The 18,872-nt window shown below is 58.1% G+C and carries 19 protein-coding genes and 1 tRNA gene; 11 read left to right on the top strand and 9 right to left on the bottom strand.

What is annotated here, in order from left to right:
- Positions 1-9 precede the first annotated feature (9 nt).
- Entirely contained in the window at positions 10-756 is a 747-nt protein-coding gene (locus tag IHE30_RS08260; RefSeq protein WP_337689874.1) for a Nif3-like dinuclear metal center hexameric protein, read from the top strand.
- Here the strand turns inward: IHE30_RS08260 and IHE30_RS08255 are convergent.
- Complete coding sequence (locus IHE30_RS08255; protein ID WP_337689873.1) at positions 753-1,091, bottom strand: hypothetical protein; 339 nt, start codon at positions 1,089-1,091, stop codon at positions 753-755. The two genes, IHE30_RS08260 and IHE30_RS08255, sit on opposite strands and share 4 nt — an antisense overlap.
- 408 nt (positions 1,092-1,499) lie before the next feature.
- On the opposite strand from IHE30_RS08255, the gene petA reads away from it, so the two are divergent.
- The 6 genes from petA to IHE30_RS08225 all read left to right on the top strand — a co-directional run bounded on the left by petA (position 1,500) and on the right by IHE30_RS08225 (position 5,782).
- A complete protein-coding gene (gene petA / locus IHE30_RS08250; RefSeq protein ID WP_337690027.1) occupies positions 1,500-2,120 on the top strand; it encodes a ubiquinol-cytochrome c reductase iron-sulfur subunit in 621 nt (206 codons plus the stop codon).
- Positions 2,121-3,506 (top strand): cytochrome b, encoded by a 1,386-nt coding sequence (locus IHE30_RS08245; RefSeq protein ID WP_337689872.1) that lies wholly within the window; start codon positions 2,121-2,123, stop codon positions 3,504-3,506. It abuts the gene before it with no gap.
- Positions 3,507-3,538: 32 nt separating this feature from the next.
- Positions 3,539-4,288 (top strand): cytochrome c1, encoded by a 750-nt coding sequence (locus IHE30_RS08240; protein ID WP_337689871.1) that lies wholly within the window; start codon positions 3,539-3,541, stop codon positions 4,286-4,288.
- Positions 4,289-4,382: 94 nt separating this feature from the next.
- The gene (locus IHE30_RS08235; protein ID WP_337689870.1) at positions 4,383-4,994 is read left to right on the top strand and encodes a glutathione S-transferase N-terminal domain-containing protein; all 612 of its coding nucleotides are present in this window, start codon (positions 4,383-4,385) and stop codon (positions 4,992-4,994) included.
- Between the two features lie 91 nt (positions 4,995-5,085).
- Positions 5,086-5,664, top strand: coding sequence for a ClpXP protease specificity-enhancing factor (locus IHE30_RS08230; RefSeq protein WP_337689869.1), 579 nt, complete (start codon positions 5,086-5,088; stop codon positions 5,662-5,664).
- 42 nt (positions 5,665-5,706) lie between these two features.
- Positions 5,707-5,782: transfer RNA gene (locus tag IHE30_RS08225), tRNA-Thr, on the top strand.
- A gap of 579 nt (positions 5,783-6,361) precedes the next feature.
- Here IHE30_RS08225 and istB read toward each other — a convergent pair.
- The 8 genes from istB to IHE30_RS08185 form a co-directional block, all read right to left on the bottom strand.
- Positions 6,362-7,135 carry an IS21-like element helper ATPase IstB gene (gene istB / locus IHE30_RS08220; protein WP_337689868.1) on the bottom strand — a complete coding sequence of 258 codons (774 nt, stop codon included), beginning with the start codon at positions 7,133-7,135 and terminating at the stop codon, positions 6,362-6,364.
- Positions 7,128-8,318, bottom strand: a complete 1,191-nt coding sequence (istA, locus tag IHE30_RS08215; protein WP_337690025.1) for an IS21 family transposase — start codon at positions 8,316-8,318, stop codon at positions 7,128-7,130. The genes istB and istA overlap by 8 nt, the downstream gene beginning before the upstream one ends.
- Positions 8,319-8,414: 96 nt before the next feature.
- Positions 8,415-8,612, bottom strand: a complete 198-nt coding sequence (locus tag IHE30_RS08210; RefSeq protein ID WP_337689867.1) for a helix-turn-helix domain-containing protein — start codon at positions 8,610-8,612, stop codon at positions 8,415-8,417.
- A 159-nt stretch (positions 8,613-8,771) separates the two neighbouring features.
- A complete protein-coding gene (locus tag IHE30_RS08205) occupies positions 8,772-10,553 on the bottom strand; it encodes an ABC transporter ATP-binding protein (RefSeq protein ID WP_337690023.1) in 1,782 nt (593 codons plus the stop codon).
- Positions 10,554-10,570: 17 nt separating this feature from the next.
- Positions 10,571-12,310: an asparagine synthase C-terminal domain-containing protein gene (locus IHE30_RS08200; RefSeq protein ID WP_337689866.1), complete on the bottom strand. Its 1,740-nt coding sequence runs from the start codon at positions 12,308-12,310 to the stop codon at positions 10,571-10,573.
- Positions 12,307-13,053 (bottom strand): lasso peptide biosynthesis B2 protein, encoded by a 747-nt coding sequence (locus IHE30_RS08195; protein WP_337689865.1) that lies wholly within the window; start codon positions 13,051-13,053, stop codon positions 12,307-12,309. Before IHE30_RS08195 ends, IHE30_RS08200 begins: the two co-directional genes overlap by 4 nt.
- Positions 13,054-13,206: 153 nt before the next feature.
- Positions 13,207-13,350 (bottom strand): burhizin family lasso peptide, encoded by a 144-nt coding sequence (locus IHE30_RS08190; protein WP_337689864.1) that lies wholly within the window; start codon positions 13,348-13,350, stop codon positions 13,207-13,209.
- A gap of 107 nt (positions 13,351-13,457) precedes the next feature.
- Entirely contained in the window at positions 13,458-13,598 is a 141-nt protein-coding gene (locus IHE30_RS08185; RefSeq protein ID WP_337689863.1) for a burhizin family lasso peptide, read from the bottom strand.
- A 347-nt stretch (positions 13,599-13,945) separates the two neighbouring features.
- On the opposite strand from IHE30_RS08185, the gene macA reads away from it, so the two are divergent.
- The 4 genes from macA to IHE30_RS08165 are packed head-to-tail and all read left to right on the top strand — an operon-like array spanning position 13,946 to position 18,803.
- The gene (gene macA, locus IHE30_RS08180; protein ID WP_337689862.1) at positions 13,946-15,112 is read left to right on the top strand and encodes a macrolide transporter subunit MacA; all 1,167 of its coding nucleotides are present in this window, start codon (positions 13,946-13,948) and stop codon (positions 15,110-15,112) included.
- Positions 15,113-15,114: 2 nt separating this feature from the next.
- Complete coding sequence (locus IHE30_RS08175) at positions 15,115-17,211, top strand: MacB family efflux pump subunit (protein WP_337689861.1); 2,097 nt, start codon at positions 15,115-15,117, stop codon at positions 17,209-17,211.
- A gap of 9 nt (positions 17,212-17,220) precedes the next feature.
- Positions 17,221-18,663: an efflux transporter outer membrane subunit gene (locus tag IHE30_RS08170; RefSeq protein ID WP_337689860.1), complete on the top strand. Its 1,443-nt coding sequence runs from the start codon at positions 17,221-17,223 to the stop codon at positions 18,661-18,663.
- An 8-nt stretch (positions 18,664-18,671) separates the two neighbouring features.
- Positions 18,672-18,803: a hypothetical protein gene (locus IHE30_RS08165; RefSeq protein WP_337689859.1), complete on the top strand. Its 132-nt coding sequence runs from the start codon at positions 18,672-18,674 to the stop codon at positions 18,801-18,803.
- Positions 18,804-18,872: the final 69 nt, after the last annotated feature.

Genomic DNA, 18,872 nt, shown 5'->3' with positions numbered 1-18,872 from the left:
GGGGCTTGCATGGATCGAAATGAGCTTGAATTGTACTTGAACGGGTTGCTCGACACTTCGCGGTTCCGGGACTATTGCCCCAACGGCTTGCAAGTCGAGGGCCGTCGCCGGATCGAGAAGGTCGTCACCGGCGTGAGCGCTTGCGCGGCGTTGCTCGAGGCGGCGATTGACTGGCAAGCCGACGCGGTACTTGTCCATCACGGGTATTTTTGGAAGAACGAAGCGCCACAAATCACGGGCCAAAAGTATCGGCGACTGCGCCTTCTGATCCAGAACGACATCAACCTGTTGGCTTATCACCTGCCGCTGGACGCTCACGCGGAGCTGGGCAACAACGCGCAACTCGGTGCGCGGATGGGGTGGCTGGCCGACGCGCGGTTCGGCGACAACGATCTCGGCTTCATCGCCACGCTGCCGATGCCCACGTCGCTGTCGCATCTGGCCGCACAGGTGGGCAATACGCTCGGGCGCGCGCCGCTCGTGCTCGGCGATCCCGACCGCAAGTTGCGCCGTGTTGCGTGGTGCACCGGCGCCGCGCAAGGCTATTTCGATGATGCGATCCGGGCCGGTGCCGATGTCTACCTGAGCGGCGAAGTGTCCGAGCCCACCACCCACTTGGCAGCGGAGTCCGGCGTGGCGTATGTATCGGCCGGCCACCATGCGACCGAACGTTACGGCGTGCAAGCCATCGGGGCCCACTTGGCCGACACATTCGGTTTGGAACATCTATTCATCGACATCGACAATCCGGTCTAGTCGGGCTGCGTCGCGTCGATATCTGTACCGACAAATCCGTATGGGTCGGCGGGGAACAAATGGTGCGACGTATTGCCGCATCCGTGCCGTGCCGTGCCGTGCCGTGCCGTGCCGTGCCGTGCCGTGCCGTGCCGTGCCGTGCCGTGCCGTGCCGTGCCGTGCCGTGCCGTGCCGTGCCGTGCCGTGCCGTGCCGTGCCGTGCCGTGCCGTGCCGTGCCGTGCCGTGCCGTGCCGTGCCGTGCCGTGCCGTGCCGTGCCGTGCCGTGCCGTGCCGTGCCGTGCCGTGCCAAGCCAAGCCAAGCCAAGCCAAGCCAAGCCAAGCCAAGCCAAGCCAAGCCAAGCCAAGCCAAGCCAAGCCAAGAGGGGCGGCGTGCGCTTGCGCAGACCGCAACGCCCGCATTCGGTACAGCGCATCATCCGCATGCAGCGCATCGTGCCCCGCATTGGCGCATCACGCCGCCGCATTCGGCAAATCGCACCGCCGGGCTGGACCCCACAGCGGGGTGCGCCCGCCAGTCGCAGCGCCCGCGCGGGTCCCGTGTGACGTCGATTTAGCAATTTTTGTTAAGTATTTGCTTAATATAAGTTGCCATGCTATACGAATCGGTGTCGCCAAACCCTTGCGTAGCAAGCTTTTACGCGGCGGGCCGCAACCTAGACTTGTAAATGGCGGCTGCATTCCCGCACACTATGAGTGGGTAGCCGAAGGAAGACTGGAGTCCAACCAAGAAGTGGGGCGTGTGATGCGAGACAAGGAAGACAATCGCGTCGATGGCAGCCGCCGTACCTGGCTGATAGCGACGTCAGTAGCAGGTGGAATGGGAGGCATGACAACCCTGGTGCCGTTTGCTGCATCGCTGGCACCGTCCGAAAAGGCCAGGGCCGCAGGTGCGCCGGTTGAGGTGGACATCAGTACCCTGAAGCCCGGCGAGATGATGACTGTTGCATGGCGTGGCAAGCCTGTGTGGATCATCAATCGTACTGAGCAGATGCTGGCCGAGGTCACTAAGGCTGACGGCGAGGTCGCCGATCCGCATACCCAAAATCCATTTTCGATCCCGTTTCCCGAGTATTGCCAGAACGAATACCGCTCCCGTGCCGAGCACAAGAACATCCTCGTGCTCGTGGGCATCTGCACGCACTTGGGGTGCTCACCGAGCCCGCGCTTTTCGCCGGGTCCCCAGCCGAACCTGCCGGCCAACTGGCCGGGCGGTTGGTTTTGTCCGTGTCATGGCTCAACTTTTGACTTGGCCGGCCGCGTATTCAAGAACAAGCCCGCACCGCAAAACCTTGATGTACCGCCGTTCATGTTCAAGACGGCCACGCAGCTCGTGATTGGACAGGACGAGAAGGGAGAGGCGTAGATGGCGACGACGGACAATTCTGATGAAAGCACGGGCCTGCTCGGCTGGATCGATCGCCGTTTTCCACTAAGTTCGACGTGGAAGGCGCACGTATCCGAGTACTACGCACCCAAAAACTTTAACTTCTGGTATTTCTTCGGCTCACTGGCCCTGCTCGTGCTGGTGATCCAGATCGTCACCGGCATTTTCCTGGTGATGAACTACAAGCCTGACTCGCAGTTGGCGTTTGCGTCGGTCGAGTACATCATGCGCGAAGTGCCGTGGGGCTGGCTGATTCGGTACATGCATTCGACCGGCGCATCGATGTTTTTCGTCGTCATCTATCTACACATGTTCCGGGGGCTGTTGTACGGCTCCTATCGCAAGCCACGCGAACTGGTGTGGATCTTCGGCTGCCTGATCTTCCTGTGCCTGATGGCCGAAGCGTTCTTTGGCTACTTATTGCCGTGGGGCCAGATGTCGTTTTGGGGTGCACAGGTCATCGTGAACCTGTTCTCCGCGATTCCGTTCATCGGCCCAGACTTGGCGCTGTGGATCCGTGGCGACTACGTCGTGTCGGATGTCACGTTGAACCGCTTCTTTGCGTTTCACGTGATCGCGATCCCGCTGGTGCTGATCGGCCTAGTCGTTGCTCACATCGTCGCGCTGCACGAAGTCGGCTCGAACAACCCCGACGGCATCGAGATCAAGGCAAAGAAAGACGCAAACGGCATTCCGCTGGATGGCATCCCCTTCCATCCGTACTACTCGGTGCACGACTTCTTCGGCGTCTGTGTCTTCTTGCTCGTATTCTGCGCGATCATCTTCTTCGCACCGGAGATGGGCGGCTATTTCCTCGAGGCGAACAACTTCGTGCCGTCCGACCCGCTCAAGACACCGACCGAAATTGCGCCGGTTTGGTACTTCACCGCGTTCTACGCGATGCTGCGTGCGACAACGGACGACTTCAAGATCGTGTTGATGATCGTGGTCGGGTTGCTCGGCGTGCTCGGCTTGATTAAGGCCCGCGGGGGGGCAAAGAAGATAGGCTCGGTGGTGGCTGCCGTGCTCGTGATCCTCGCAATGGTCAGCACTCAGGCCAAGTTCTGGGGCGTCATCGTCATGGGTGGCGCCGTCCTCACGCTGTTTTTCCTGCCGTGGCTCGATCGTAGCCCGGTCAAGTCCATCCGCTATCGTCCGGGCTTTCATCGATTCTTCTATGGGATTTTCGTCGTCGTCTTCCTGACACTGGCCTTTCTTGGCACTCGGCCTCCATCACCGGCCGCGACCGTGATCGCGCAGGCCTGTACGCTAGCGTATTTCGCATTCTTCCTCGGGATGCCGTTCTGGACCCGCCTGGGCGCATTCAAGCAGCCGCCCGAGCGCGTGACCTTCAAGCCGTATTGAACGCGGGAACCGGACGTGAACGGAGAATACCGATGAAGAAATGGCTTTCGATACTTGCGCTGCTGGCGGTGACACTGGCTGCCACGCTGGGCGTGGCCCGTGCCGAGGAGGATATCGTCCTCGATCGCGCGCCGGACCGCACTAACAACCTCGCGTCGCTGCAACGTGGCGCGCAGTTGTTTGTGAACTACTGTTTGAACTGCCACAGCGCGAGCATGCTGCGCTACAGCAAGCTGCAGTCGATCGGCATCTCGCAGAAGAAAATCGAGGAAAACCTGCTATTCAGCGGCGGCAAGGTGGGTGACACGATGACTGTTGCGATGCGTCCGGCCGATGCGCAGGAGTGGTTCGGCGTCGCGCCGCCGGACTTGTCGCTCGAGGCGCGCGCGCGAGGCGTGGATTGGCTATACACGTACTTGCGCACGTTCTATCGCGACCCGACGCGGCCGACCGGGTGGAACAATCTCGCGTTCCCGAATGTCGGCATGCCCCATGTACTGTGGCAATTGCAGGGCGTGCGCGACGCGAAATTCACTGAACGAAAAGGTGAGGACGGTGAGGTGACACACCAGTTTAATGGCTTTACCCAGGTGACCAACGGGACGCTTGCGCCGATAGACTATGATTCGTCTGTCGCCGACCTTGTCTCCTACCTCGCCTGGATGTCAGAGCCGGCACGCAAGACGCGCGAGCGCGTAGGCGTGTGGGTGCTGCTGTTTCTCGGCGTGCTGACGCTGTGCGCCTGGAGGCTTAACGCCGCGTACTGGAAAGATATCAAGTAAACACGCCGTTAGCGGTGTGGGGCTGGCAGCGAAGAAGACCGGCATGGGGCGGTCTTCTCAGCGCTGGCCCTTCGGTTTTTTGAGGAAAGTAGAAATGATGGTTTTGTATTCCGGTACCACTTGCCCATTCTCCCAGCGTTGCCGGCTGGTGCTGTTCGAAAAGGGCATGGACTTCGAGATCCGCGATGTCGACCTGTTCAACAAACCGGAGGACATCTCGGTGATGAACCCGTACGGGCAGGTGCCGATCCTCGTGGAGCGTGACCTGATCTTATACGAGTCGAACATCATCAACGAGTATATCGACGAGCGCTTTCCGCATCCGCAATTGATGCCTGCTGATCCGGTCCAGCGTGCCCGTGCACGGCTGTTCCTGCTCAATTTTGAGAAAGAGCTGTTTGTGCACGTTGGCACGCTCGAGAACGAGAAGGGCAAGGCGGCCGAGAAAGCCCACGAGCGCGCGCGTGCGGCGATTCGTGACCGGCTGACGCAACTGGCGCCGATCTTCGTCAAGAACAAATATATGCTGGGCGAAGAGTTCTCGATGCTTGACGTGGCGATCGCGCCGCTGTTGTGGCGCCTAGACCACTATGGCATCGAGCTGTCCAAAAACGCGGCGCCGCTAATGAAATATGCTGAGCGCATTTTTAGCCGGCCGGCTTATATCGAGGCGTTGACGCCATCCGAGAAGGTGATGCGTCGTTAAGCGGCGGCGGGCTTGCGTCCCCAGCCGTAACTGCTTGCCGATGTGACGCCCGCGTGCCGGGTGAGACTCGTCGGCAGGTCGAGGAACAATAATGCAAGAGATTTCCACCAAGCCCTATTTATTGCGCGCACTCTATGAGTGGTGCACGGACAATGGATTGACGCCGCATATCGCGGTAAAAGTCGACAACTGCACGCGCGTACCGCGACAGTTCGTACGTGACGGCGAAATCGTGCTTAACATCAGTTTCGATGCGACCAGCCAGTTGCAAATGGGCAACGACGTGATCGAATTTCTCGCGCGCTTCTCCGGCAAATCGCACAAGATCGAAGTACCGGTGGCCAACGTCTTGGCGATTTATGCGCGCGAGAACGGGCAGGGAATGGTGTTCCCGGTCGAAGGGATTCCAGAGGAGCCGGTTGAAGGCGCACCCGAGTTCGAGGCCCTTGCAGCGGACGAATTTTACGATATGACGCCTCAGGAAAAGCAGCGCATCCTGCGGGAGCGTGCATTGCAGCAGGCGGGACAGAGCGGGCCGGTTGTGGTCGGCCGTGATGTGCAGCGCGGCCAGCATGCAGCGGGTCAAACTGTGCAAGGGCCCGATGCTGACGGTGCCGGGGGCGAGGGTCCGAAGGACAGTAGTCGCAAGCATTTGAAAGTGATCAAGTGATCTTTTGCCGCAGACCAAGACTGTAGTATACTGCGTTGCTACGCCGGCTTAGCTCATCTGGTAGAGCAGTTGATTTGTAATCATCAGGTGGCGGGTTCGAGTCCTGCAGCCGGCACCAATACTGACGCGGGTCCCAGCAAATGGGGCCCGCTTTTTTTGTTCTACAAAACCTGCTTTGTTCTACAAAATGACTTTTGCTGACAAGGCGGAGGCCGCGTAGCGCGCCCCCAAGGGGCAATTGGCACTAGCACACTTAATGCCGGTCGGTGCTGTATGACCTGCCGACAACAGAAGCAGCCGCCGTTACCATCCCAGCCGACGGAAGGCGGCTGACCATGCAGGTAGTGCCCCCGTCACCGGTCGATCGGCGATTGGTTCAGAGCCCGGCTGAGTTGGCGATGCGATAACGCTCACCTTGGCGAGACGAAGGGAAAAGGTTGACGCACACTTGCCAAGCTTGTCTACTGGGCGAAGCAGGGCCGTATCGGCTGGCATGTCGAGCGTGCCGGGGGGCAGCGCGCCGCGCCGATGCTGGTAAGGTGTTCCCCGAGAAAATTACTTTGTCGTTCGAGGACCCGCAGTGGATGTTCACCGTACTCTCCGAAGCACGGCGGCGTTTAATGCACGAAATCATTAGCGAACCGCAGACTATCGCTGAACTCTCGCGCCGTGTCTGGCGTCAACTAAAAAAGCCGCCCTATGCTGCTACCGGGGCTGGCGCCGTCGGCTTGACGCCGGCAGCCTCTGCCCGATAACTTTCAACGCCCATCAAGTCGAGGATGACACTGTGATGGACGACGCGGTCGATGGCCGCGAGCGTGGTCATTGGGTCCTTAAAGATGCGCTCCCACTCTGAGAATACGAGGTTTTTCGTGATGACGATGCTCTTGCGCTCGTAGCGCTCAGCGAGCAACGTGAACAGCACTTCCATTTCATCTCGGTTATGCTGGACGTAGCCGATGTCGTCCAGAATGAGGCACTCGAAGCGATCCAGCTTTGCTAGCTCCTGCGGCAAACGTAGATCGCGCTTTGCTGCCAGTAGCCGCTGCACCAAGGCCCCCGTGGGTGTGAACAGGACCGGGAACCCTTGCTCGACGAGCGCGTGCCCCAATGCGTAGGCAAGATGGCTTTTCCCGGCACCAGGTCGGCCGAGCGCGATCACATTGGTGGCATCCTTGAGGAAGCTGGCGCTGCGCAGCCGCTCGATCTGCAGGCGAGTGGCCGGATCGAATCTTCCCAGTTTTAACGTGCGGAAGCTCTTGCCGGGCAGCAGTTCGGATTGCCTCAGTAGTCGCTCGATTCGGCGCGACGCCTTCGCTGCACGTTCGATACGAGCCAGCTCGAGAAGAAACGCCTCGTGAGTCAGTCCTTCCTTTGCCGCTCGCAGTGCCGTGTCTTCCACAGCTGCCGCCATGGCGCCGAGATTGAGCGCACGAAGTGACACCAGCAATTCTTCACGGGCGTTATGCATGATTACTCCGCGACGGGATTAGGGCGTCGTAGTCGCGCAAGTTGATGGCGGCCTTGCCGATCTTCGGCACCGGTGTCGGCGTAGGGCTTGCGACGAGTTTGCGCACGACATCGAGCGTCGGTATGCGCCCGTCATGCAACAAGCGGCCGATTGCTTCGTCGATTTCCGCCTCGGATGTGCTCGCAGCTAAATGCAACAGGCGAAGGTATTCCTGGTCCGCCTTCGTCGGCGTTGTGGCAAGCAGTGCGTCGTAGGCCCGGCGGAACGTGGTCGTTGGAAACAACTCGTCTCTGTAGCAGTAAGCCGCGAACGCGCCGGGCTTTCTCACCAGTGACCAGATCAGATGTCGGTAGTCGATTCGCCGCTGGTTGCGCCCGCTCAAGCGCGGTAGAGTAAGAACATGTGCCGTCCCGTGGTAAAGATCCAAGTTCTCCGAGCGGATGCGTGCCTTCAGCGTGGCGCCGATCAATCGTGACGGCACCGAGTAGTAATGGTTGAGAACCCGAGCCAAGCTGAAACGAGAAACGCGCACCGTGACCTCGCGCGTGAAGTCCAGCGGCGCTGCGGGCAGCGCTCTAAGCGCCGCTCGGTCCGCCTCGAATCGTTGCGAGCGCGTGAGATTGCGCTGCCGAACAAGTTCGCCAAGGAAGTGTTCGTAGTCGCTGCGCGTTGCGAAGTCTCGCGTGCCGCGAACCCGTAGCGCCTGGTCCACGGCCTCTTTGAATCGGAAGTGCGATTGCTCGACGTCGCCGTTTTGGTTAGCGCATCCAGCCGTGTTCGCGGATGGCTGCATGCCGTAATGAGCAAGCAATGCACGATAGTTCTGCGTGAACTCATGCATTCCTTCGCGATCCAGCTCGCGTACGGCCGCAGTCAGATTGTCGGTGCGATGCCATTGTGGAACACCGCCGATCTGCCACAGGCATGCTTCAAGCCCTTCAGCCAGCGCCTCAAAGCTCTCGGAGAAGCAAATGCGCACGGCCTCCACGTTTGAGTAAGTTAGCACCAGGTGGTACAGCAAATGAGGGAATGCTGTGCCCGAGATCGTTACTCTCAGCCTATTCATTGAAGTGAAATCGGATTGAACCATGCGCCCGGGCACATGCTCCTGTGCAAACATGACTTCTTGTTCCGGGCCGTGACGAACGCGCCACGCTTGAATGTGCCGCTGCAACGTGCGCAGCTGGCCTTCCTAATATCGCCCCGGAAACGCCTGGCACAGCAGCACAAATAGGGTCTTGGCCTGCAATGCCGGATCTCGCTTGAGATGGTCCTCAACCTACGGCCAATCGACGCTAAACGGATTCTCCCGCGTGCGATGCAGGCGCGGCTTCTTCATTTGACTCGGTAACGTGCCAGCACGCTCGTACTTACGGACCGTACGCTCATTCATACCTGTTCGCGCTGCTGCCAGCTTCTGGCTCGCTCCTTTCCGCCGTTCTTCTCGCAACAATTTGATTTCTCCGTCTTTTTTCATGCTGGCTCCGGAAGGAGCCGCATGATAGCGACGGCCGCCACCTCAACAGTTCAGCCGCCGCACACCGGCAAATCTAGTTGGTGCCACCGGCAAAAGTAATTGTCGCCAGACAGGAGAAGCTCATGCGGATGGCTGTGTGCGGGATTCCGCTTCCCGTTTTTATCGTGCTGCGGATAAGTCAAATTGTTCTGTCGATAAGTGGGTCTGCTTATGCCAAAGATTGGCATAAACGCCTTGCTGCCTTAGCAAACTACTATGCGTACCCGTCTCCACGATCACACCCTCTTGCATGACTAAAATCAAGTCCGCATGCTGAATGGCAGAAAGCCGGTGTGCAATCACGAGCCGCGTGGTGTGACGATAACGCTCATAGAGATGCTTGAAGATATCGGCCTCGGTGTGGGCATCGAGCGCGGCAGTCGGTTCGTCCAGCAGTAGCAAAGCACTATTGCGCAATAAAGCGCGGGCCAGTCCCACACGTTGTCGCTCACCGCCCGACAATTTGTTGCCTCGCTCGCCAATCGACGTGTCCAGGCCCTGGCTCGCCGCAGCAATGACGGGTGTCAGTGCACAGGAATGGATAACTTGTTCAAGCTCCGAATCGGAGGCTTGCGGACAGGCAAAGCAGATGTTTTCGCGTATCGAGCGATCCAGCAAATGTGCGTCTTGTGTCACATAGCTGATCGACTGACGCAACTGCGATTCGGAAAACGATTCGATCGGTTGACCCTCGATGAGGATTTGCCCTTCATCGAGCTTATATAGGCGCAATAACAGCTTGATGAGCGTGGATTTCCCCCCGCCGCTCGGTCCTACCAGCGCACAAAATGCACCAGCAGGAATCGAAAAATTCGCATGGCGCAGTACTCGTCTACCGCACGGATGGCGAAAACTGGCGTTGCGAAATTCGATCGACGGCGCCTGTACAAACAGAGGCTGACCCAGGGGTTCGAATTGCCATCTGACACGGATGGTGTGCAGCAATTCCGATAGATTGAACAAACCTATTTGGACTTCCCGCACCACATAGCCGAACGTGCTGAGCGGCAAAGTAAATCGCAGCAGGTAACTGTTCAACAGTACGAAATCGCCTATGGTGAGCCGGTGTGCCAGGATATCTTGTCCCGCCAAAGCCGTGAGCGTGGTCAGCCCGATACCGACAATCAGTAATTGAGCGGCGCCAACTATTTCCATCTTGCGCGTGATATGGACACTCGCCCAGGCACGCATTTTTAACACACGGTCAAGCCGGGTTAATTCGCTGGCTTCATTTGAAAACGCTTTGACCGTATCGGCATGCGTTAGCGTATCGACCAGCCGCGTAGAGGCACGATCCGACGCCCGGTTTTTCTTGCGTTGCAGTACTTCACAGCGCTTCGCCGTTGATACGCTAAAGTAAAGATAAAGAGTTAGAACTCCCAGCAAGACAGCCGCATAAACGAGGCCAAACAACGAGAATACGACGATGCCAACGACCGCGATTTCGACGCAAATCGGTGCGAGGCTCCAAAAGAGCCCGATAATCGCGCGCATCGCACTGTCTTGTACGCGCGAGAGTTCGCTAACGGAGGCGCCCGTTTGATGAGCACTCAATGCCGCAGCAGGCTGACCGAGCACTCGACTAACGTAATTCAGCGTAATCGTGCGCTTGATACGCTCATTGACCAACACGAATAAATATTGCTCGCAACGGTTCATCGCTTGTGACAGAAACCACGCGCCGCCGTAAGCTACACAGAGCGGATAGACGCTCACTGCCGAGAGCGCCGCGTCGGATAAACCGTCGATGAGCCACTTGAGCAACATCGGTGTGATAATGGTCAGCCCGACCGAGCATCCGGTACAGCCGATGGCTGCGATGATCTGAAAACGTGTTTTCCATTCACGCGTCCACAAGCAATGCAGCAAAAAGGAAACTGTTTTGAAAAGACCGTGCTGCATCACGCTTCACTCGCTAGTCATTGCCATCCTTGAACAAACAGTTCGGCGGCATAGAGGTGAAGGAGGCCCATAAAATATTTGCTGTGTCCCTTACTGCTATGCTGAATCGCAGCGTGTGTGCGCTTTACGTCGACATAGCCCTTCTTGGCCAAAAATCCCTCGAGACAGAGCGCCATCATATGATCCTTGTGGTCGCGAATGCCCAACAAATCGATACCTGATGTTTCGCCTTTGTTTCGTCGCCATAGGTTCGTATAACCTGTGGCCTCCGAGACGGACTTTCTCAGAACAATACGATTATGCGCCCCTTCGAAATGACCATAGCTTGGTATTGACAATGCGAGCTCGACCATTGGCTGACAAAGAAACGGATAATGCGTGGGTTGAGTAAATGGATAGGCGGGCGATCGAATGTCATCGAGCGTCAAAAAAGCCAAAGCTAGCTGATATAGCTGGCCGGGTAACCGAACCTTATTTTGCTGGAGAAACGGATGCAGATGGGCTCGTTGATCGAACGATTCGTGCTGTGTTTCTTCAGATAGAAGATCGAGTGTGCTGCCGTTATTTTCAAAAGGATCTGAAGAAAGTAACGATCGGGCCGCGCCCGTTGCCACTTGAATCAGAGGCGCTCTGTGAATGAGCGCCAGGTCCATCGCCACACGCATTAATCGCCGCCATTGCCATGTAAGTGCCGCATCGGCAAGCGCGCTGAAAGGCGGAGGCGCCAAAAAGAGCGAATCCCCTCCATGCCCGCTGATCAACTGAGTATGCTCTCCTTTCTCGAGTTGGCTTGCAAAATACTGATTAAACGCAAGCAGGCAATATCGGATATGTGGTTTAGCCACCCGCGGAACAGACTGAACAGGGGCAAACGATAATACCCTCGTATCCACCTCATGGAGATGAGCCTGTACGCTTTGTGCAACGTGACGCGCATGTTCCAGCTCGTTGGATGAAGCGACACCGGCATGGTAATAATGCGCGCAAGACAGCGGATGGTCAGCAGAGGCGGCGCGCATTGCCAGCAGCACGGAGCTGGATTCCAGACCTCCGGAGAGTTCTAGCACGGGCCGATCGGTCAACGATACAAACCGGTTAAGATAATTTTTTAAAATGCCGAATGGGGTTTGGGTATCATCTTCTACTGCGTGCTTGAGGGGATCCCAAACCGTCACGATTTGCGGTTGACCATCATCGATATAGGAGACAGCGCAGCCTGCCGGAATTTCTTGGATACGATCAAACGGCAGCTCACCATTTTGTACGGTACCCGTGCGTAACCATGTCGTAAAAAAATTTTTATTCCATGCCGGACGCTCGCCGCTCTCCACCAAGGTTTGATGCAGGCACGTGATCGTATCCGAAAAAAGCAAACCGTGACGGCTGGACCATGCCCAATATACAGGCCATTGGTTACTTGGATCGCTGCAGCAGATCAACTTTTTGGCAGTCAGGTCAAAGCAGATAAATAAATATTTACCCCAGAATCGAGCCATGAGACGCGCAGGACCTACTGCCGCAATTGCCTGCAAGTCGACTTCCTTAATTTCGCTCTGGTCCAGCTTCGAAAATGCTGAACCATAAAAACAGTAGAAGTGTGTGCCAGATTGCCCACATAGGGCACGCGTGTCGGCCCTGTCTTGTTGATGCCAAAGTGCACCTGCAATCTGGTTGGATGGGTCACGTACGAACCTCCAATCCCGTTTTTGTGCTAAATAATCCTGCGTCTTCGGATAGGCGATGCCGAGTAGGGTCATAGGGGTAGTGCTAGCAGAGGATGGGGGCATTCCAGAATAACGGATAGCTCCTTGCGTCTGAGTGGGCTATCGCCAATCACCACCTCTCCGGCTTCCGACCAAGCGTGGGCATAAAACGGAAAAGATTGCACGCCGATCACCAATTTCAATGCCAAGCCGGCACGCGCGCACAGCACAGTCAGCGCGACGGACCACTCCAAACACTTGGTTGGCCGGGGATAAAACAGGCAGGCCCAATTGAGCGTGTTCACAAAGGGCGCGTAATCATCCGGCTGGCCGACACACAAGCCTGCTTCGGCCTCACGGTGGGCTTGATTGCATAACTGCAACAATCCGGCTAATCCGTGCCGCGCGGCGCATCGGTGTACGGATCTCAAGATGAGCGCGGCTTTGGCGATGTTTATCCAAGCAGGTCGATGCGCAAAGGCATCGTCAGGTAACTTCCAACCATTGGCCGACATCCCCCCTGTTTGCGGCGAGGGGCTCAACGTGTTCAGTTTAGCGTCAGCTTCAGGAAACGAGGCGGCACTAATCCAATTGGCACGCTTTAATTCTTCCACAATGGCTGAATACTGAGTTGTGCCAGCCTGAGAAAAGCGCTCAACATCCAGCCCAAGCTGTGAAGCCAATGCCGCAGATTGCCTCTCGGTTAAAACCGCGTACCGATCGCGCACCACATCGAGCAAGATAATTTGCTTAGCGAAACAGGCGCCAAACACATTGGGCATCAAATGATGCGGCATTTTTTTATGATTGTTCTGTATCGTGGCTACAGGGAGACACTAAGCAAAACCTTAGTATGCCTCACAATACATCTAAGATTTACGCAATCCTGAGATCCATTCGAAGCAGTACTTCAAGGTATTTGCTTAGCGTTGTTTTATATCAAGCTACACTTAATCCAAGAAGCGGCCAATGCCGGCTTCTTTGTATTTTCCCGAACCGCCCAGCGTCGATTCAGAGGCGCACAGTTCCATCAGCGATTCATCATCCAACAGGAGGTCCGACACTTCACGCGTCACGTCTTGCTGCTTATTCATGAGAATCTCCTTGATCCTGTAGCTGAAAGGAAGTCGCTACCCGAGTAGGTAAGCGGCTGATCGGCCTATGTCGTTCAAGCCAACATGGGCAGGATTAGTGTAGTAGATCAGAAAAAACGGCCAACGCCAGCTTCTTTGTATTGTCCCGAACCGCCCAGCGTCGATTCAGAGGCACACAGTTCCATCAGCGATTCATCATCCAACAGGAGGTCCGACACTTCACGTGTCACGTCTTGCTGCTTATTCATGAGAATCTCCTTGATCCCGTAGTGTGGAAAGAAAGCCGCTACTCGAGTAGGCAAGCGGCTACACCTATGCCATTCAGCGTAGGCAATTTCAGTGTAATAGAGGAATGAGATTTTTGCAAAGAAGGTAGGTGAAAGTTTTGTCCGCCCCCTTTCCATTGTTCATTAGTTATGGAGGCAAGTGCGAAAACTGAAAGTATTGTTGCATGCATCGCATCACAACGATACGACATGCCGCAATGCAGTGAAGATACAACACCTTGAAAGATGGCATCGAATACTTTTCGGTATCATGGCTCATTTTTGGTTGCCTCTATGCGCTTGCATTTGCTCTAACTGCTTTGCCATTTATGAAGATCCGCCGTTGGCGTACCGCGATAGCCGGCGTTATCGCTGTCGCTCTGATTGTCACGCTTTCGTTATATGTCTTTTCTCGGGATAAGCATGTGCATTACTTGACCACGAGCGTCGAACGTGGCGATCTCGAGAACGCGGTGCTCGCGACGGGCATGCTACAGGCATTCAAGCAGGTTGATGTCGGCGCACAGGTCTCTGGCCAACTCAAGTCGCTGAAGGTCAAGCTTGGCGACAAGGTCAAGACGGGACAATGGCTCGCGCAGATCGACCCGGTTCTCTTGCAGAACGCGCTGCGTCAGGCGGAAACCAATGAGCAGAACCGCGTTGCACAGAGACGTGCAACGGCTGCGCAGCTTCGGCAGGCTGAACTCGAATTCCGCCGCCAGCAGCAAATGCTGCGGGATGACGCAACCTCGCGGCGGGATTGCGAAGAGGCGAGAGTGGCGCTTGATGTGCAGCGTGCGAATCTCGCGTCGCTCGACGCGCAGATCCGCTCGGCCCGCATTCAGACCGAGACCGCACGGGCCAACCTCGACTACACGCGGATCGTCGCGCCGATGGATGGGGAAGTGGTCGCGATTGTTACGCAGGAAGGCCAGACTGTGATCGCTCAGCAGCAGGCACCGGTGATCCTGAAGCTCGCCGACCTCGACACGATGACGGTGAAGGCACAGGTATCGGAAGCTGACGTGATTCGCCTGCACCCAGGCCAGGCCGCATATTTCACGATACTCGGCGAACCGGACAAACGCTATTATGGCAAGTTGCGCGCGATCGAGCCCGCGCCACAGAATTTCCTCGATATGCAACAAAATTCGTTCGGTGGCTCGTCCAAGCTCAATACCGCTGTGTTCTACAACGCGTTGTTTGAAGTGCCCAATCCCGGTCACCGGCTGCGCATCTCGATGACTGCGCAGGTCAGCGTGCTGCTCGGCGTCGCGCGGCAAGTGCTTAGTATCCCGGTTTCCGCGCTTGGCGCGAAAGCGCCGGATGGACGGTACGCGGTACGCGTGCTCGATGCCGATGGCAGGATCGTCACGCGTCAAGTCAGCACCGGGCTGAACAACAACGTCAAGGTCGAGGTCCGCGATGGACTCAAGGCCGGCGAACGCGTCGTGATCAGCGACGCGTCCGATGCTTTCACCAGCTCAGCACGCTGACGATGCCCCGACCGCTGCTACAGCTCATCAACGTCACGCGGCACTTTCCCGCCGGCGACCGGGATGTGGTCGTGCTGAAAGACGTCAACCTGTCGATCGGCGCGGGAGAGATCGTTGCGATCATCGGCGCGTCAGGTTCCGGCAAGTCGACGCTGATGAATATTCTGGGCTGCCTGGATCATCCGAGCATCGGCAGCTACCGGGTCGATGGCCGCGAGACACGCGAACTCGACGGGGACGAGCTTGCACAACTGCGGCGCGAGCGCTTCGGCTTCATTTTCCAGCGCTACCACCTGCTGCCGCACCTGAGCGCGGCAGAGAACGTCGAAATGCCGGCAATCTATGCGGGCAGTGCGCAGCCTGTGCGGCGAGCGCGCGCTGAGCATCTATTGGCGCGGCTCGGTCTCGCGCAGCGCGCCGGGCACCGTCCGAGCCAGCTATCCGGCGGACAGCAGCAGCGCGTCAGCATCGCACGCGCGCTGATGAACGGCGGCGAAGTGATCCTCGCCGATGAGCCGACAGGGGCACTTGATTCGAAGAGTGGTCAGGAGGTGATTCGGCTTCTGCGTGAGCTGAACGCGCTCGGCCATACGGTGATCATCGTCACGCACGATGAGCATGTCGCCGCGCACGCGCGCCGGATCATCGAGATCCGCGACGGCAAGATCGTCGCGGACCGGACGAACACGCTATGCCCGGCGGCCGATGTCAGCGTTTCGGCCGCGGATACGGTAGCCGCCGACGCTGCATTGGCCGCATCCGCCTGCGCCGACAGATCATTTGCCGTTATCGACCACGTAACTGCACAGGCAAACGCACCAATCGCATGCGGCACACCCGTTTCCGCGGTGGACACGCGGGCTGCCACGCCTACGCTACGTGCGCGCCACTGGCTGGCGAGCGCCGGACGCTTTGCCGAGGCATTTCGGATGGCATGGCTCGCGCTCATGTCGCATCGGCTGCGCACGGGTCTGACAATGCTCGGTATTATCATCGGTATCACATCGGTTGTATCAATTGTCGCGATTGGCGAAGGCGCGAAGCGCTACATACTCGATGAGATCGCCAGTATTGGCACGAACACGATCAACATCTTCCCGGGCCGCGACTGGGGCGACAGCCAGGCGAGCACGATCGAAACGCTTGTGCCCGTTGATGTGGCCGCACTCGCTGAGCAGCCCTATCTTGACAGCGTGACACCCGAGACGTCGCGCAGCCTGTTACTACGCTACCGAAACATCGACATCAACGCGTTAGTGAGTGGTATCGGCGAGCATTACTTCCAGGTACGGGGGATACGCTTCACCCAAGGGATGGGTTTCGGTCCTGACGAGGTACGCCGTCAGGCGCAAGTGGCGGTGATCGACCAGAACACACGTCGCAAGCTGTTCGGCGCAAACTCGAATCCACTCGGCGAGGTAGTGCTCATCGGCAACCTGCCGTGTGTGGTAATTGGTGTGACGGCGGACAAGAAGAGCGCGTTCGGTGAGGTAAAGAACCTAAACGTATGGGTGCCCTACACGACAGCGAGTGGCCGGCTGTTTGGTCAGCGCCATTTTGACAGCATCACGGTGCGGGTGCGCGATGGACAGCCGAGCACGGCAGCCGAAAACAATCTCGTGAAGCTGATGACGCAGCGCCACGGCCGCAAGGACTTTTTCACTTACAACGTGGATAACGTGGTCAAAACGGCTGAAAAGACCGGCCAAATGCTGACGCTGCTGTTGTCGCTGGTCGCGGTGATCTCACTCGTGGTCGGCGGGATTGGCGTGATGAATATCATGCTCGTGTCGGTGATCGAGCGAACGCGCGAGATCGGCATCCGGATGGCCGTCGGCGCGCGGCAAAGCGATATCATGCAGCAGTTCCTCATCGAGGCGGTTGTGGTATGCCTGATGGGCGGCGCAATTGGCATCGTGTTGTCGTTTGGCACAAGTTTTGTTTTCCCGCTGTTTGTCGCCCAATGGAAAATGGTGTTCTCTGTCGCCTCCATTGTCACCGCGTTCTTGTGTTCGACGCTGATCGGCATCGTTTTCGGTTTCATGCCTGCTCGCAACGCTGCACGGCTCGATCCGATCGATGCGCTCGCGCGCGATTGAGATGACGCCATGATGATCCGCATTGCGACTGTTCTCCACCGCCTGCTCGTGCTCGCATGCGCTGCCGCGTTGTTTGCTGGTTGCACGAACGCGCGCCGCCAGCCGTTGCCTGCAGTGGGCCTGCCTGCCCATTGGACAGCGTACGACGCGAGCGGCGCGACAGCGCAGACGCATCCCTGCGCTGTCTCCAACCCATCTGAGCCTTGCGCAGCAGCGCCTATTCCGGCCGACTGGTGGCGCAGCTTCGGTGACCCGGTGCTCGATCGGCTGATTGCCGACGCGCTTGCCGTGAACAACGATCTCGCCGCCGCTGCGATCCGCGTCTATCGCGCACAGCTGCGGGCCAATCTTGTCGCGACCAACCTGACACCAACCGTGACGCTCGGCGGCAACGGCCGCGTCTCGCGCACGCTTGATTCGCACCAGACATTACGCGCGAGCAGCGTATCCGGCTCACTCAACTACGAACTCGACCTGTGGGGCAAGCTCGCCGCGCAGCGTGATGCGGCGCGTTGGGAGGCCGACGCGACGCAGGCCGACCGCGAGACAGCACGGCTCACACTGATCGGCACGACGGCCGCGTTGTACTGGCAGATCGGTTATCTGAACCAGCAGATCGCGCTTGGCAATGCGAACATCGCGTATGCGCGGCGCACGCTCGCGCTGGTGCGGGCGCGTCATGCGGCCGGCGCGGTTTCCGGGCTCGATGTCGCGCAAGCCGAGCAGAGCCTGTCCATGCAGCGCGCGATGCAAAAACAACGGATTCAGCAGCGTACCGAGAACCGTCACGCGCTTGCGATCCTGTTCGACCGTCCGCCGCAAGTGCGGGCCGCCGAACCAGCTGCGCTGCCAGACCGGCCGTTGCCGGCAGTGCCAGCGGGCTTGCCTGCCGACCTGCTCGCGCGGCGTCCTGACTTGCGCGCGGCGGAATTCCGATTGCGCAGTTTGCTCGCGAACGTTGATATCACGCGCACTCACTTCTACCCGTCGCTCACGTTGACCAGTTCGATTGGCTCATCAAGTATGAGCCTCGAGCGCGCGCTATCGAATCCCATCGCAACGCTCGGACTTGGGCTCGCGCTGCCCTTCATTCAGCGGAACACGATGCAGCTGCAAATCAAAGTGTCGCAGACACAATATGAGGAAGCCGTCGTCAATTTCCGCCAGCAGCTGTACACGGCGCTCGGCGAGGTCGAGAACGCGCTGTCCGCACGCGTGCAGCTCGAACAAGAAAGTGAACAGCGCACGCTGTCGCTCGCTCAGGCGCAGCGTGCGGAAGCACTTGCGCGGGCCCGCTTCGTCGCGGGTGCGACCAGCATACAGCCGTGGCTCGATCAGCAGCAACGGTTGCGTGACGCGCAGAGCGCCGATGCACTGAACCGCTTGAATCGGCTTAACAACCGAATGACTTTATATAAGGTGCTGGGCGGTGGTGATCGCTGCCGCGAGTGAGAAACGGCATGTCGGGTTCTCCTTGCTATGACCGGAACACGGCGATTTCGTGGCGGATCGCTACGTTTGTCGATTATCTGGTTGAAGCGCTCGGCGGCACGCTTCCCGGGCAGCGGGCGAAGACATGGACGGATCAGTAAAAGACGCTCGACGACTGTACCACCGCGTTGAGTCATACCACCGTGCCCGGCTGGGCGGCGGCTGCGCAC

The organism is Mycetohabitans sp. B46, from assembly GCF_037389205.1.
In the GTDB taxonomy this organism is placed as follows: Bacteria; Pseudomonadota; Gammaproteobacteria; order Burkholderiales; family Burkholderiaceae; genus Mycetohabitans.
This window is presented reverse-complemented; position numbering and strand designations above follow the sequence as displayed.

What these genes read in the sequence shown, in the direction of transcription:
- istB (WP_337689868.1), bottom strand. Translation starts at nt 7,135, where the DNA reads ATGCATAACGCCCGTGAAGAATTGCTGGTGTCACTTCGTGCGCTCAAT.
- IHE30_RS08230 (WP_337689869.1), top strand. Translation starts at nt 5,086, where the DNA reads ATGCAAGAGATTTCCACCAAGCCCTATTTATTGCGCGCACTCTATGAG.
- IHE30_RS08200 (WP_337689866.1), bottom strand. Translation starts at nt 12,310, where the DNA reads ATGACCCTACTCGGCATCGCCTATCCGAAGACGCAGGATTATTTAGCA.
- IHE30_RS08170 (WP_337689860.1), top strand. Translation starts at nt 17,221, where the DNA reads ATGATGATCCGCATTGCGACTGTTCTCCACCGCCTGCTCGTGCTCGCA.
- IHE30_RS08210 (WP_337689867.1), bottom strand. Translation starts at nt 8,612, where the DNA reads ATGAAAAAAGACGGAGAAATCAAATTGTTGCGAGAAGAACGGCGGAAA.
- IHE30_RS08185 (WP_337689863.1), bottom strand. Translation starts at nt 13,598, where the DNA reads ATGAATAAGCAGCAAGACGTGACACGTGAAGTGTCGGACCTCCTGTTG.
- IHE30_RS08195 (WP_337689865.1), bottom strand. Translation starts at nt 13,053, where the DNA reads ATGCCGCATCATTTGATGCCCAATGTGTTTGGCGCCTGTTTCGCTAAG.
- IHE30_RS08260 (WP_337689874.1), top strand. Translation starts at nt 10, where the DNA reads ATGGATCGAAATGAGCTTGAATTGTACTTGAACGGGTTGCTCGACACT.
- IHE30_RS08245 (WP_337689872.1), top strand. Translation starts at nt 2,121, where the DNA reads ATGGCGACGACGGACAATTCTGATGAAAGCACGGGCCTGCTCGGCTGG.
- macA (WP_337689862.1), top strand. Translation starts at nt 13,946, where the DNA reads ATGAAGATCCGCCGTTGGCGTACCGCGATAGCCGGCGTTATCGCTGTC.
- IHE30_RS08240 (WP_337689871.1), top strand. Translation starts at nt 3,539, where the DNA reads ATGAAGAAATGGCTTTCGATACTTGCGCTGCTGGCGGTGACACTGGCT.
- IHE30_RS08175 (WP_337689861.1), top strand. Translation starts at nt 15,115, where the DNA reads ATGCCCCGACCGCTGCTACAGCTCATCAACGTCACGCGGCACTTTCCC.
- IHE30_RS08205 (WP_337690023.1), bottom strand. Translation starts at nt 10,553, where the DNA reads ATGCAGCACGGTCTTTTCAAAACAGTTTCCTTTTTGCTGCATTGCTTG.
- IHE30_RS08165 (WP_337689859.1), top strand. Translation starts at nt 18,672, where the DNA reads ATGTCGGGTTCTCCTTGCTATGACCGGAACACGGCGATTTCGTGGCGG.
- petA (WP_337690027.1), top strand. Translation starts at nt 1,500, where the DNA reads ATGCGAGACAAGGAAGACAATCGCGTCGATGGCAGCCGCCGTACCTGG.
- IHE30_RS08235 (WP_337689870.1), top strand. Translation starts at nt 4,383, where the DNA reads ATGATGGTTTTGTATTCCGGTACCACTTGCCCATTCTCCCAGCGTTGC.
- IHE30_RS08190 (WP_337689864.1), bottom strand. Translation starts at nt 13,350, where the DNA reads ATGAATAAGCAGCAAGACGTGACGCGTGAAGTGTCGGACCTCCTGTTG.